13 protein-coding genes and 1 pseudogene are annotated in these 13,615 nt (G+C 68.8%); 10 read left to right on the plus strand and 4 right to left on the minus strand.

Annotation, left to right across the window (positions count from 1 at the left end; genetic code table 11):
• Positions 1-17 precede the first annotated feature (17 nt).
• From GVN67_RS17345 to GVN67_RS17360, 4 genes are all read left to right on the plus strand, one after another.
• Entirely contained in the window at positions 18-1,034 is a 1,017-nt protein-coding gene (locus GVN67_RS17345; protein ID WP_159998220.1) for a DNA-directed RNA polymerase subunit alpha, read from the plus strand.
• A gap of 27 nt (positions 1,035-1,061) precedes the next feature.
• On the plus strand, positions 1,062-1,493 hold the full coding sequence (gene rplQ, locus GVN67_RS17350) for a 50S ribosomal protein L17 (protein WP_159998222.1): 432 nt from the start codon (positions 1,062-1,064) through the stop codon (positions 1,491-1,493).
• A gap of 169 nt (positions 1,494-1,662) precedes the next feature.
• The gene (locus tag GVN67_RS17355) at positions 1,663-2,505 is read left to right on the plus strand and encodes a carbon-nitrogen hydrolase family protein (protein ID WP_159998224.1); all 843 of its coding nucleotides are present in this window, start codon (positions 1,663-1,665) and stop codon (positions 2,503-2,505) included.
• The gene (locus GVN67_RS17360) at positions 2,502-3,329 is read left to right on the plus strand and encodes an NAD kinase (RefSeq protein WP_159998226.1); all 828 of its coding nucleotides are present in this window, start codon (positions 2,502-2,504) and stop codon (positions 3,327-3,329) included. The genes GVN67_RS17355 and GVN67_RS17360 overlap by 4 nt, the downstream gene beginning before the upstream one ends.
• Before the next feature lie 42 nt (positions 3,330-3,371).
• On the opposite strand, the gene GVN67_RS17365 is transcribed toward GVN67_RS17360, so the two are convergent.
• Positions 3,372-5,015 (minus strand): ABC transporter substrate-binding protein, encoded by a 1,644-nt coding sequence (locus GVN67_RS17365; RefSeq protein ID WP_159998228.1) that lies wholly within the window; start codon positions 5,013-5,015, stop codon positions 3,372-3,374.
• 135 nt (positions 5,016-5,150) lie between these two features.
• Between GVN67_RS17365 and GVN67_RS17370 the strand changes: the two genes are divergently transcribed.
• The 6 genes from GVN67_RS17370 (at position 5,151) to GVN67_RS17395 (ending at position 11,335) form a co-directional block, all read left to right on the plus strand.
• Positions 5,151-6,713, plus strand: coding sequence for an ABC transporter substrate-binding protein (locus GVN67_RS17370; protein WP_235035344.1), 1,563 nt, complete (start codon positions 5,151-5,153; stop codon positions 6,711-6,713).
• 14 nt (positions 6,714-6,727) lie between these two features.
• The gene (locus tag GVN67_RS17375) at positions 6,728-7,699 is read left to right on the plus strand and encodes an ABC transporter permease (protein WP_159998232.1); all 972 of its coding nucleotides are present in this window, start codon (positions 6,728-6,730) and stop codon (positions 7,697-7,699) included.
• Between the two features lies 1 nt (position 7,700).
• Positions 7,701-8,627 (plus strand): ABC transporter permease, encoded by a 927-nt coding sequence (locus tag GVN67_RS17380; RefSeq protein ID WP_159998234.1) that lies wholly within the window; start codon positions 7,701-7,703, stop codon positions 8,625-8,627.
• Positions 8,628-8,642: 15 nt separating this feature from the next.
• On the plus strand, positions 8,643-9,677 hold the full coding sequence (locus tag GVN67_RS17385) for an ABC transporter ATP-binding protein (protein ID WP_235035345.1): 1,035 nt from the start codon (positions 8,643-8,645) through the stop codon (positions 9,675-9,677).
• Positions 9,674-10,672 carry an ABC transporter ATP-binding protein gene (locus tag GVN67_RS17390; RefSeq protein ID WP_159998236.1) on the plus strand — a complete coding sequence of 333 codons (999 nt, stop codon included), beginning with the start codon at positions 9,674-9,676 and terminating at the stop codon, positions 10,670-10,672. The genes GVN67_RS17385 and GVN67_RS17390 overlap by 4 nt, the downstream gene beginning before the upstream one ends.
• A 195-nt stretch (positions 10,673-10,867) precedes the next feature.
• On the plus strand, positions 10,868-11,335 hold the full coding sequence (locus GVN67_RS17395; protein WP_159998238.1) for a hypothetical protein: 468 nt from the start codon (positions 10,868-10,870) through the stop codon (positions 11,333-11,335).
• Between the two features lie 21 nt (positions 11,336-11,356).
• Here GVN67_RS17395 and GVN67_RS17400 read toward each other — a convergent pair whose 3' ends face one another.
• From GVN67_RS17400 to GVN67_RS17410, 3 genes and pseudogenes are all read right to left on the minus strand, one after another.
• Entirely contained in the window at positions 11,357-11,821 is a 465-nt protein-coding gene (locus tag GVN67_RS17400; RefSeq protein ID WP_159998240.1) for an Lrp/AsnC family transcriptional regulator, read from the minus strand.
• Positions 11,822-11,945: 124 nt separating this feature from the next.
• Complete coding sequence (locus tag GVN67_RS17405; protein WP_159998242.1) at positions 11,946-13,076, minus strand: type III PLP-dependent enzyme; 1,131 nt, start codon at positions 13,074-13,076, stop codon at positions 11,946-11,948.
• A gap of 412 nt (positions 13,077-13,488) precedes the next feature.
• Positions 13,489-13,615, minus strand: a pseudogene (locus GVN67_RS17410) (IS5/IS1182 family transposase); the annotation flags it as partial.

The raw sequence follows: 13,615 nt of genomic DNA on the forward strand, positions 1-13,615 counted from the left end.
CTGCAGGAGACACCGAAGTGCTCGAGCGCAACTGGCGTTCCCTGATCCGTCCCGAAAAGCTCGACGTCGAGCCCGGGACCGACCCTTCGCGCACGGCGACGGTGGTGGCGGAGCCGCTCGAGCGCGGCTTCGGCATGACCCTCGGCAATGCGCTGCGGCGCGTGCTGCTGTCGTCGCTGCAGGGTGCGGCGGTCACCGCCATCCGCATCGACGGCGCGCTGCATGAATTCTCTAGCCTGCAGGGCGTACGGGAGGATGTCACCGACATCGTCCTGAACATCAAGCGGCTCGCCATCCGGATGCAGGGCGAGGGCGCCAAGCGCCTGCAGCTCACGGCCTCCGGCCCTGGCGAGGTGACGGCCGGCCAGATCCAGACCACCGGCGATATCGAGATCGCCAATCCGGACCTGGTCATCTGCACGCTCGACGACGGCGCCAAGCTGTCGATGGAGCTGACCGTCGATGTCGGCAAGGGCTATGTGCCCGCCTCCGAGAACCGCCCGGAAGACGCCCCGATCGGGCTGATCCCGGTCGATGCCATCTACTCCCCGGTCCGCCGCGTGGCGTATCAGGTGCAGCCGACCCGCGTGGGCCAGCGCACCGACTACGACAAGCTGGTGCTGACCGTCGAGACCGACGGCACGGTGGCGCCTGACGACGCGGTGGCCCTCGCCGCCCGCATCCTGCAGGACCAGCTGCAGCTCTTCATCAACTTCGATGAGCCGCGCGAGCGCAAGGTGGAAGAGGTGCAGGACGACCTGCCCTTCAACCGCAACCTGCTGCGCAAGGTGGATGAGCTGGAGCTGTCGGTCCGCAGCGCCAACTGCCTGAAGAACGACAACATCGTCTATATCGGCGACCTGGTGCAGAAGACGGAGCAGGAGATGCTCCGCACTCCGAACTTCGGCCGCAAGTCGCTGAATGAGATCAAGGAAGTCCTCGCTTCCATGGGGCTGTCCCTCGGCATGACCGTGCCGGGCTGGCCGCCTGAGAACATCGAGGACCTCGCGAAGAAGATCGAAGAGCCGTTCTGATTTTCGGCCACCTGAAGGAATAGACCCATGCGTCACGGGGTTGCCGGCCGGAAGCTCGGCGTCACCTCCACCCACCGTATTGCGATGCTTCGCAATATGGCGACCAGCCTGCTCAAGCACGAGCAGATCACCACGACCCTGCCCAAGGCGAAGGAGCTGCGCCCCTACGTGGAGCGCATCATCACCCTGGGCAAGCGTGGCGACCTGCATGCGCGTCGGCAGGCCTATGCTCAGATCATGGACCCGAAGGTGGTGGACAAGCTGTTCACCACCATCGCCGACCGCTACAAGGCGCGCCAGGGTGGCTATACCCGCGTGCTGAAGGCCGGCATGCGCTACGGCGATGCCGCGGACATGGCCGTGATCGAGCTGGTCGAGCGCGATGTTGCTGCCAAGGGCCTGGATTCGGGTCCGAAGCAGGTCGCGCCGGAAGCCGAGGGCGAGCAGGACGCGGCGTAAGCTGCGACCGGCTTTCCAGCCACAGCGTTCAAGGGGGCGGATGGGAAACCATCCGCCCTTTTGCTTTGTCCACCTGTCACCGCCCTGCCTCTTGCGGTGCCGCGCCGCGCCGGGCTTGATGCCGGCCGGGTCCCTTGGGGACCGCAGGCTGAGCAAAGGATCGCCCGCCATGCGGCTGGCCGTGGTGCAGATGAATCCCGGGCACGACAAGGCGGCCAATATCGCCGCCGCCGAGCGGCTGGTGGCCGAGGCCGTCGCCGCCGAGCGCCCGGCGCTGGTGGCCCTGCCGGAGCTCTGGGACTGCCTGGGCGGCGACCGCGCCGCCCGCGCCGCGGCGGCCGAGGCGCTGCCCGAGCCCGGCGCGGAAGGCGGCGCCGCCTATGAGGCGATGCGCGGCATGGCCCGCCGCCACGGCATCTTTCTTCATGGCGGCAGCATCATCGAGGCCGGGCCGGAGAAGCACCTGAACACCACCTTGGCCTTCGCCCCCGACGGCACTGAGCTCGCCCGCTACCGCAAGATCTTCCTGTTCGACATCGTCACCCCCGACGGGCGCGGCTTCCGCGAGAGCGCGGCCTATGGCGCCGGCGACGCCGTGGTCACCTACCAGGCCGGCGAGACCCGGATCGGCTGCGCCATCTGCTACGACCTGCGTTTTCCAGAACTGTTCCAGGCGCTGCGGCGGCAGGGGGCGGAGGTGATCATGCTGCCCTCGGCCTTCACCCTGCAGACCGGCCGCGACCATTGGGAGCCGCTGCTGCGGGCGCGCGCCATCGAGACGCAGTGCTGGATGGCGGCGCCGGCCACCTGGGGCCAGCACGAGGAAAGATCGGGGCCGCGGCAGACCTATGGGCATGCGCTGGTGGTCGATCCCTGGGGCCAGGTGGTGGCCAGCGCCAGCGACGGCACCGGCTGGGCCGCCGCCCGCATCGACGCCGCGCTGACGGCCCGCATCCGCCGCGACATGCCGCTGCTGGAGCATCGCGCCGCCGCGGGCATGGGCTGGGCATGACCGCCGCGCTGTTCAGCCAGGGCGGCGCCATGGGCGACGGGGTCGAGCTGCCGGCTGACCTGCATGGCCGCATTTCGTTTCTGTCCGCCAGCGGGGACAAGGCCGAGGCCGCGCGCGACTGCCTGGCCGCCGCCCATGGCGATGCCGCGCCGGAGGAGGCGGCGGTGATCGTGGCGCTGGGCGGCGACGGCTTCATGCTGGAGACGCAGCACCGCTATCTCGGCGCCAACCGGCCGATCTACGGCATGAATTGCGGCAGCGTCGGCTTCCTGATGAACGACTTCGGCGCCGAGGACCTGCCGGCGCGGCTGGCCCGTGCCCAGGCGGCGACGCTGCATCCGCTGCGGATGAAGGCGGTGACCCAGGCCGGGGGCCTGCGCGAGGCGCTGGCGATCAACGAGGTCTCGCTGCTGCGCGAGACCCGCCAGGCCGCCAAGATCCGCATCCTGGTCGATGGCAAGGAACGGCTGGAGGAGCTGATCTGCGACGGCATCCTGGTCTCCACCCCCGCCGGCAGCACCGCCTACAACCTGTCGGCGGCCGGGCCGATCGTGCCGCTGGGCGCCAACTTGCTGCCGATGACGCCGATTTCCGCCTTCCGGCCGCGGCGCTGGCGCGGGGCGCTGCTGCCCTCGGAAGCGGTGGTGGTCTTCGAGATCCTCGAGGCGGCGAAGCGCCCGGTCGCGGCGGTGGCCGACAATGTCGAGGTCCGCAACATCCGCTCGGTGGAGATCCGCGAGGATCGCAGCCTGGCGATGACCATGCTCTTCGACCCCGATCACGGGCTGTCGGAGCGGATCATCGCCGAGCAGTTCACCGTCTGAGCGACGCCCCGGGGCGGCAACGCCGCCCCGGAACTGACAGAATCACTCCGGGCGGACGCTCATGGCGATGGTGCGCTCGTCCATCCGCGGCTCGTAGCGCAGGCCCTTCCGCACCGCCCAGCTGTTGACCAGCTGGTACAGCGGGATGATGCCGAGATCGTCCATCGCCAGCTTCACGCCTTCCTGCAGCAGCGCCTCGCGCGCCTTGTCGTCCAGCGTCGCGGCGGCGCGGGCGGTCAGCGCGTCGAGCTCGGGGTTGCTGTAGCGGCCCGGGTTGCTGGCCCCCGTGCGGCGGTCGCGGTCATGCGTGCCGAGGACGTTCACCAGCATGTAGGAGGCCTCGCCGGTGGTGCTGCCCCAGCCGGCCAGGCGCATGGAGAATTCCTGCCGGTTGCTGCGCACCGAGAAGCTGGCCCAGGGCAGCGCCTCCACCTGGGTCTGCACGCCGATGCGGGTCCACATCTGGGCGATGGCCTGGGCGGTCTTGGCGTCGTTGGGATAGCGGTCGTTCGGGCTGTGCAGGGTCAGGCGGAAGCCGTTCGGGAAGCCGGCCTCGGCCAGCAGGGCGCGGGCGCCGGCGGCGTCGAAGGCGGGGGTGCGGACGGCCGGGTTGTAGCCGAAGGTGCCGGGCGGCAGCCATTGGCCGGTGGCCAGGGCGGTGCCCTCCATGACCCGCTCGGCCAGGGCCTCGCGCTGGATCGCCATCGACAAAGCGCGCCGCACCCGCAGGTCCTGGAACGGATTCCTGTCGAACGGCTTGCCGGCGTTGTCGGTCGCGAAGGGCGTGGCGCCCGTGCGGGAGAAATCGGCCATCAGGTAGATCAGGCGCACGCCCTGGATCTCAGGCACCGAAAGGCGGGCGTCGCGCTTCAGCCGCTCCAGGTCGGTCGACGGCACCTGGTCGATGACATCGACGTCGCCGGCCAGGATCGCCGCCGTGCGGGCGCCGTCGCTGGCGATGAAGCGGTAGTTCACCGCCTGCCAGGGCTCGCGCCCGCCCCAATAGGTGTCGTTGCGCACCAGCTCGGCGCGGTCGCCAGGGCGGTAGCTGCGCAGGCGATAGGGGCCGGTGCCGATCGCGGCCTTGCCGCTGTTGTAGTCCTCGGTGGACGCCCCTTCGCCGGCATGGCGGGAGATCACCGAGACGGCGCCCATCTCCACCGGCAGCAGCGGATGCGGCTGCGCGGTGTGCAGCCGGATGGTCAGCGGGTCGACCACCTCGACCCGGGTGATGGCGCGGACGAAGCCGCCCATGCCGCCCGGGCTGTTCGGCACGTTGGGGGCGCGGGACAGGGTGAAGGCCACGTCGTCGGCGGTGAAGTCGCGCCCGTCATGCCACTTCACGCCGGCGCGCAGCTTGAATTCCCAGACTGTCGGCTCGACCGCGCGCCAGCTCTCGGCCAGGCCCGGATAGGGCTGCGCCTTCGCGTCGCGGCCGACCAGGAAGTCGAAGAGATGCATCGCCAGGGCGTTGTTGGGCGCCGCGTTGTAGAAATGCGGATCGATCGAGGTGACCGCGCCGCCGATGCCGATATTGAGGCTGGCATTGGTGCCAGGCGTCGCCTGGGCCGCGGCCGAACCGCTGCCAGCCGCCAGAAAACCGCTTAAAATCAAAGAGGTGATTGCCGCTGCGTGGCGCGCGCGGAAGCACGTCCGGTGGTCCGGATTGTGGTTATTGTGTGACATGGAGGTTTCCGTTTCCCGGTAGGCGAGGCGCGCAACCTAGCGACAAGGGTCCCCGCCTGCTACACTGCCCCGTGAAGAGGTCATAACCTCCCGGGGGACGGTATGCTGCAGATCAGCACTATGCGGGCGGCCGCGATGGCCGCCGTTTCGGCGTTGGCGCTCGCCACGGCGGTTCCCGCCGCGGCGCAGAGCCTGACCATGGCGGTCGGCGCCCAGGTTACTTCGTTGGATCCCCACTACCACGCGCTGTCGCCCAACTACGCCGTGGCCACGATGATCTTCGACGCGCTGACCCAGTTTGACTCGGAAGCGCGGCTGGAGCCGGGCCTGGCCGAGAGCTGGAAGCCGGTCGGCGAGACGGTGTGGGAATTCAAGCTGCGTGCGGGCGTGAAGTTCCACAACGGCAATCCCTTCACCGCCGAGGACGTCGCCTTCACCATCGCCCGCGTGCCGGCCGTGCTGAACAGCCCGTCCTCCTACGCGATCTACACCCGCGCGATCGAGCGGGTGGAGGTGGTCGACCCGCTGACGGTGCGCTTCCACACCCGCGCGCCCTATCCGCTGCTGCCGACCGACCTGGCGCAGGTCGCGATCCTCGACCGCGAGACGCATGAGGGCGCGACCACCGACGACTTCAATTCCGGCAAGGTCGCCATCGGCACCGGCCCGTTCCGCTATGCGAGCTTCCGCTCGGGCGACCGGCTGGAGCTGACGCGCAACGACGCCTATTGGGGCGACAAGCCGCATTGGCAGCAGGTGCATTACCGCATCCTGCCGAACGACGCGACGCGCACCGCGGCGCTGCTGGCCGGCGACGTCGACTTCATCGACCAGGTGCCGACCTCGGACCTGACCAACCTGCGCCGCAGCGACCGCGTCCGCATCGCCGAGAAGGATGGTCTGCGCATCATCTTCCTGGCGCTGGACCACCAGCACCCGCAGGGCTCGCCGCTGATCACCGGCAATGACGGCAAGCCGCTGGCGCGCAACCCGCTGCACGACCTGCGCGTCCGCCGCGCGCTGTCGATCGCCATCGACCGGCCGGCCATCGCCACCCGGGTGATGGAAGGCACGGCGCAGCCCTCCGGCCAGTTCCTGCCGCCCTCCGCCTTCGGCGCCATCCCCGACCTCGGCGCCCCGCGCACCGATGCGGAGGCGGCGAAGAAGCTTCTGGCCGAGGCCGGCTATCCGGAAGGCTTCCGCATCACGCTGAACGGTCCGAACGACCGCTACATGAATGATGCGCGCATCATCCAGGCGGTCGGCCAGATGTGGACCCGGATCGGCGTGCGCACCAATGTCGACGCGCAGCCCTGGACCACCTTCATCGGCCGCGCCGGCAAGCAGGAGCTCTCGGCCTTCCTGGTCGGCTGGGGCATCTCCTCGGGCGAGGCGTCGAACCCGCTGCGCTCGCTGATCGCCAGCTACGACCGCGACAAGGGCTTCGGCACCTCCAACCGCGGCCGCTACAGCAACCCCGCGATCGACGCCAAGCTCGAGCTCGCGCTCCGCGAGCTGGACGACGCGAAGCGCGAGGCGCTGCTGCGCGAGGCCACCAAGACGGCGATGGACGACATCGCGATCATCCCCATTCACATCCAGAAGAACGTCTGGGCCATGCGCCCGACGCTGGTGCATGATTCCCGTGCGGACGAGCTGACCCGCGCGCAGGATGTGCGCCCGGCGCCCGCGCGCTGACGAAAGGCTGAGGCATGAGCGTCTACCTCCTCCGCCGGCTGTTCCAGTCTCTGCTGGTCATGCTGGCGATGTCGGTCATCGTGTTCGTGGGCGTCTACGCCATCGGCGACCCGGTCGAGATCCTGATCTCGCCGGATGCCGACCAGATCGAACGGGAGCGCGCCATCAAGGCGCTCGGCCTCGACCTGCCCCTGTGGATGCAATACCTGTCATTCCTGGGCAATGCGTTGCGCGGCGACCTGGGCCGCAGCTTCGTCTTCAACGAGCCCGCCCTGCAGCTGATCCTGCAGCGCATGCCGGCGACGCTGGAGCTGGCCTTCGGCGCGATGTTCATCGCGCTGCTGATCGGCCTGCCGCTCGGCCTCTATGCCGGGCTGAAGCCGAACTCGATGGGCGCCAAGGTCGTCATGACCGGCTCCATCCTGGGCTTCTCGCTGCCGACCTTCTGGGTCGGGCTGATGCTGATTATGGTCTTCGCCGTGCAGCTCGGCTGGCTGCCCTCGACCGGCCGCGGCACCACCGTCGACGTCTTCGGCCTGCGCTGGTCCTTCCTGACCTGGGACGGGTTGCGCCACCTGGCGATGCCGGCGCTGAACCTGGCGCTGTTCAAGATCAGCCTGGTGATCCGCCTGACCCGCGCCGGCGTGCGCGAGACCATGCTGATGGACTACGTCAAGTTCGCCCGCGCCAAGGGCCTGTCCCCGGCGCGCGTGACCTATGTCCATGTCTTCAAGAACATCCTGATCCCGGTCGTCACCGTGGTCGGGCTGGAGCTGGGCTCGACCATCGCCTTCTCGGTGGTCACCGAGAGCGTCTTCGCCTGGCCGGGCATGGGCAAGCTGATCATCGACAGCATCAACGTGCTCGACCGCCCGGTGATCGTCGCCTACCTGATGATCATCGTGCTGATGTTCATCACCATCAATCTGCTGGTCGACCTCGCCTATTCGGCGCTCGATCCGCGGGTGCGGCTGGAGAACAAGTGAGATGAGCGCGACCACCGCCCCCGTCCCAACCCCTGTCGTCGTCCAGCCGCCGAAGGTCGAGACGCCCTTCCGCCGCATGGCGTCGGAGTTCTGCGAGAGCAAGACCGCCGTCGTCGGCCTGGTGATCTTCGCCATCATCGTGCTGATCGCGGTCTTCGCGCCGCTGATCACGCCGCAGAACCCCTATGACCTGGCGCAGCTCGACATCATGGACGGGCGCATGGAGCCCGGCACGGTGGGCGGCGCCGGCTTCACCTACTGGCTCGGCACCGACGACCAGGGCCGCGACATGCTGTCCGGCATCATGTACGGCCTGCGCATCTCGCTGCTGGTCGGCGCCGGCTCGGCGATCATCGCCTGCGCCTTCGGCGCCTCGCTCGGCCTGCTGGCCGCCTATGCCGGCAAGCGCACCGACACCGTCATCATGCGCCTCGTCGACCTGCAGCTGTCCTTCCCGTCGATCCTGGCCGCGCTGATGATCCTGGCCTTCCTGGGCAAGGGCGTGTTCAACGTCGTCCTGGCCCTGGTGATCGTGGAATGGGCCTACTACGCCCGCACCGTGCGCGGCACCGCCCTGGTCGAGCGTCGCCGCGAATACATCGAGGCGGCGCAGTGCCTGGCCCTGCCGACGCACCGGGTGATCTTCCGCCACCTGCTGCCGAACTGCCTGCCGCCGCTGATCGTCGTCGGCACCATGCAGATCGCCCGCGCCATCGCGCTGGAGGCGACCCTGTCCTTCCTCGGCCTCGGCGTGCCGATCACCGAGCCCTCGCTCGGCCTGCTGATCTCGAACGGCTACGAGTACATGCTGTCCGGCAAGTACTGGATCAGCTTCTACCCGGGCATCGCCCTGCTGGTGACCATCGTCTCCATCAACCTGGTCGGCGACCAGCTGCGCGACGTGCTCAACCCGCGGCTCAAGAAGTAAGGGACGCGCTTTTCCATGGCCCAATCCCCTGTGGTCCAGTCTCGTTCGGCGTATGCGGCGGCTGCCCCCGCCGGCGCGCCCACGCTGGAGGTTCGCAACCTCCAGACCCATTTCTTCACCCGCGCGGGCGTGGTGAAGGCGGTCGACGGCGTCTCCTTCACCGTCGGCCGTGGCAAGGTGCTGGGGCTGGTCGGTGAATCCGGCTCCGGCAAGACCGTCACCGGCTTCTCGATCCTCGGCCTGGTCGATGCCCCCGGCCGCGTCGTCGGCGGCGAGATCCTGTTCCACGGACAGAACCTCGCCAGCCTGCGCGAGGAGGAGATGCGGCGCCTGCGCGGCAACCGCATCGCCATGATCTTCCAGGACCCGATGATGACGCTGAACCCGGTGCTCCGGGTCGACACGCAGATGATCGAGACGGTCCAGGCGCATGAGAAGGTCAGCCGCGAGGTCGCCCGCCAGCGCGCCCGCGACACGCTGGGCCTGGTCGGCATCCCCAGCCCGGACGAGCGGCTGAAGAGCTATCCGCACCAGTTTTCCGGCGGCATGCGCCAGCGCGTGGCCATCGCCATCGCGCTCCTGCACCGCCCCGAGCTGATCGTCGCCGACGAGCCCACCACCGCGCTCGACGTGACGATCCAGGCCCAGATCCTCGCCGAGGTCCAGAAGCTCTGCGCCGAAACCGGCACGGCGATGATCTGGATCACCCATGACCTCTCCGTCGTCGCCGGCCTCGCCGACGACATCGCCGTCATGTATGCCGGCAAGGTGGTCGAGCGCGGCCCGGTCAGCGAGGTGCTCGACACCCCGCTGCACCCCTATACCGAAGGCCTGATCGGCAGCGTCCCCAGCCGCAACAAGCGCGGCGAGCCGCTGCGGCAGATCCCGGGCATGACGCCCTCGCTGCTCAGCCTGCCGCAGGGCTGCGCCTTCCAGTCGCGCTGCCCCAAGGCCGCCGATATCTGCCACCAGACGCCGAGCCTGGAGCGCCTGCTGCCGGAGCGCGACGCCCGCTGCTTCCGTCCCCATCTTCCGGAGGCCGCGGCATGAACGACGCGATCATCGAGCTCAAGGGCGTCTCCAAGCGCTTTTCCAAGACCCTCGACTTCGCCGGCCGCATCGCCCAGAAGCTGGGCATGCCGGTGAAGGACGAGACGGTCCATGCCGTCGACGGCGTCGACCTGACCGTCCGCCGTGGCGAGGTCGTCGGCCTGGTCGGTGAATCCGGCTGCGGCAAGTCGACCCTCGGCCGCATGGTCGCCGGCATCATGCCCGCCTCCAACGGCGAGATCTTCTGGCGCGGCCGCGAGATGTCGACGCTGAACAGCGCCGACGCCCGGAAGGCGAAGCTGCAGACGCAGATGATCTTCCAGGATCCCTATGCCTCGCTGAACCCGCGCATGCGGGTGGCCGACATCGTCGGCGAGGCGCCGCAGGTGCATGGCCTGGTGCCGCGCGGCGAGTATGAAAGCTATGTCGACGGCCAGCTGCGCCGCGCCGGCCTCGACCCCACGCTGAAGCGCCGCTACCCGCACCAGTTCTCCGGCGGCCAGCGCCAGCGCATCGGCATCGCCCGGGCCCTGGCGGTGCAGCCGGAATTCATCGTCTGCGACGAGGCGGTGGCCGCCCTCGACGTGTCGATCCAGGCGCAGATCCTGAACCTGTTCATGGATCTCCGCCGCGAGCTCGACCTGACCTACCTGTTCATCAGCCATGACCTCGGGGTGGTCGAGCATCTCTCGGACCGCGTGGTGATCATGTATCTGGGCCGGGTGGTGGAGGAGGCGCCGGCGGAGGAGATCTTCTCCCGCGCCAACCACCCCTATACCCAGGCGCTGCTGTCCGAGGTGCCGCGCATCGAGGCGCGCAAGAAGCAGTTCGCCGGCATCAAGGGCGAGATCCCCTCGCCGCTGAACCCGCCGCCGGGCTGCCACTTCCACCCGCGCTGCCCGCATGCCTTCGAGCGCTGCAAGATCGAGCGGCCGAAGCTGCGCGAGGTCGCCTCCGGCCACAAGAGCGCCTGCCACCTGAACGACCAGGCGTGAACAAGAGTTGAGGCCGGCAGGGGTGTCATGCCCCGGCCGGCCTCGCCATTCTCCTCGCCAAGAGGCCCGAGAGCCGGTGGACCCTGTCCCCCGGCTTTTTCTTTGAGCAACCGGCGCGTGATGGCTCGAGGTGGAAGCACCGAAAGCCTGAATCACGCGACCCGACAAAATCGTGGAGCCGGCATGATCCGTCCGATGCTTCTCGCGCTGCCCCTGCTGCTGGCCGCCTGCGCCGTCGAGGATGGCCAGCGCGTCCAGGAGGCCCGTGGCTCCCTGGTCGGCATGAGCCGCGCCGACCTCTATCTCTGCGCCGGCTTCCCCTCCAAGCGCGAGCAGATCGACGCCACGCGGGAAATGCTGACCTACGAGGTGGGGGGCGGCAACAGCAGCGGCCTGAACCTGACCCTGCCCGTCGTGGGGGCGCTGAACCTGACCGGCTCGGCCGGCTACTGCCGCGCCACCTTCGAGCTGATGGATTCGCGGGTGACCCGGGTCGGGTTCAGCGGCGACAAGGACCTGGCGGTGGCGCCCGATGCCGTCTGCGCGCCAGCCATCCGCGCCTGCGTCGATGCGGCAAACGGGGTGCAGCCATTAGCCCCGGCGACCAGCCTGCCGCCCAGAGAGGGCGCCGCCCTCTCCGGACCTCTCCCGCCGGGGGGATAGTATCCCCCCGGACCCCGCCGATTATTCTTCCGTCGCCTCGGCCACCGGCAGGATCGCGGTCTCCTTCGCCGACGTGATCGCCAGGATCGTCTCGCTCCGCTCGACGCCAGGCTGCGCCCGCACGAAATCCGCCACGAACCGCTCCAGCGCCGACAGGTCTGGCAGCCGGATCTTCAACAGGAAGGTCCAGGCGCCGGTGACATGGTGGCATTCCAGCACCGGCTCGGCGGCGCGCATGGCGATGCGGAAGGCGCTCTCCTCCGGGCCCGGCCGCAGCGACACGAAGACGAAGGCCAGCAGCGGACAGCCGATCGCCCCCGGATCCAGGTCGGCACGCCAGCCGCGGATCGTGCCGCGCTCCTCCAGCCGCTTCACCCGCTCGGCCGTCGCCGAGACCGACAGCCCCGCGACCTTGGCGAGCTCAGCAAGCCCCGCCGCCCCGTTATCCTGCAGGGCAACGAGAATGTTCCGGTCAATGACGTCCATGACGCGAGTTTATCCGGCGCGTCGTCACCGTGGCCAGTCTTTTTGAAACGTAAAAAGCACAAACGGCCGGAAGGGCTGCCCCTTCCGGCCGTTTGGCCACCAGCCCCTCGGGGCGGCGCATCGATTAGATGTAGTATTCCTTCAGCGGCGCGAAGCCGTTGAAGCCCTGGCTGGCATAGGTCGTCACATAGGCGCCGGTCGACAGCAGCTCGACCCGGTCGCCGCTGTCCAGCGCCAGCGGCAGGCGGTAGTTCGACTTCTCGTACAGCGTGTCGGTGCTGTCGCAGGTTGGGCCGGCGATGGTCACCGGGCCCTCGGCGCCGCCGTCATGCGGCGTGCGGAAGGCATACTTGATGGCTTCGCCCTCGGTCTCGGCCAGGCCGCCGAAACGGCCGATGTCGAGATAGACCCAGCGCACCGGGTCGTTCTTCTCCTTGCGGGAGACCAGCACGACCTCGGAGGACAGGATGCCGGCATCGCCCACCATGAAGCGGCCCGGCTCGATCAGGATCTCCGGCAGGGCATTGCCGAAATGCTCGACCATGGCGCCCATGATGGCATCGCCGAAGTCGTTGATCTCGGGCACTTCCTGGCGGTAGCGGACCGGATAGCCGCCGCCCAGATTGGCCATGCGCAGGTTGATGCCGGCGTCCTTCAGGTCGCTGAACACCATCGCCACGCGGGCGATCGCCGCCTGGTAGGCGTCGGTGCGGGTCTGCTGGCTGCCGACATGGAAGGAGATGCCATAGGGGTCGAGGCCCAGGTCACGCGCCTGCACCATCAGCTCCTTGGCCATCTCGGCCTCGCAGCCGAACTTCTTCGACAGCGGCCATTCGGCGCCGACATTGCCGACCAGGATGCGGCAATAGACCTTGGCGCCCGGCGCCGAGCGGGCCAGCTTGCGCAGCTCCGGCTCGGAGTCGAAGGCGAACATCCGCACCCCGGCCTCGAAGGCGGCCTTGATGGCGCTCTCCTTCTTCACCGTGTTGCCGAAGGAGACCGCCTCGGGCGCCGCGCCGGCGTCCAGGCACATCTGCACCTCCTCGAGCGAGGCGGCGTCGAAGCTGGACTGCAGGTCCACCAGCCGGCCGAGGATCGGCGCCGCCGGATTGGCCTTGACCGCATAATAGATGCGGGCGGCCGGGATCGCGGCCTTCAGCCGGCCATAGTTCTCGGCGACGCGATCAACGTCGACAACGAGGCACGGGGTCGCCGGGGCGACGTCGCGCAGGAAGCGGGAGACCTTCGAGGTCATCGCACACCCTCCATCCGATAGGGGAGGACCGGCCTGTCAGCGACAGGCGCGGCCCCAAGTTGACGAAACGGTCGAACGAACCAGCGACCAAGAGAGGCCGGCGAAGGGCGCTAGAAGCCCCCCACCGGGGTTGCCAGAACGCTTGACGTCGTTGCGTAAACCTTTGGCCGATAAGGATCGGCCTGGGGCCAGAGGCACGTGCGTACTGCGTCTGCGGCGGCATATAGAGACCCGCGCCGCCGACGCAAAGAGTTTTCTGGGACGTGACCCGGTTTTTTTCCGCATGCCTCCCCTGCAGCGCCGGAAACTTCCCCCGAGCCAGGGCGGGGCGGCGGGGGGGCTTTCCTGCCGGATCGCAGCGCGGGGCGAAACTCTCCGGCCGCGAATCGCCGCCTGACCGTAAATCCGAGGGCTAGGTCACGGACTCATAATGCCGCAGCCATAGCCTTGACCCGACAAGGTGTAGGGCAGCGAGGTAGTTGCGCGAGAGCTTGTCGAAGCGGGTGGCGATGCGTCGGAAGTGCTTCATTCGATTGAAG

Source organism: Roseomonas sp. 18066, assembly GCF_902706185.1.
Classification (GTDB): Bacteria; Pseudomonadota; Alphaproteobacteria; order Acetobacterales; family Acetobacteraceae; genus Pseudoroseomonas.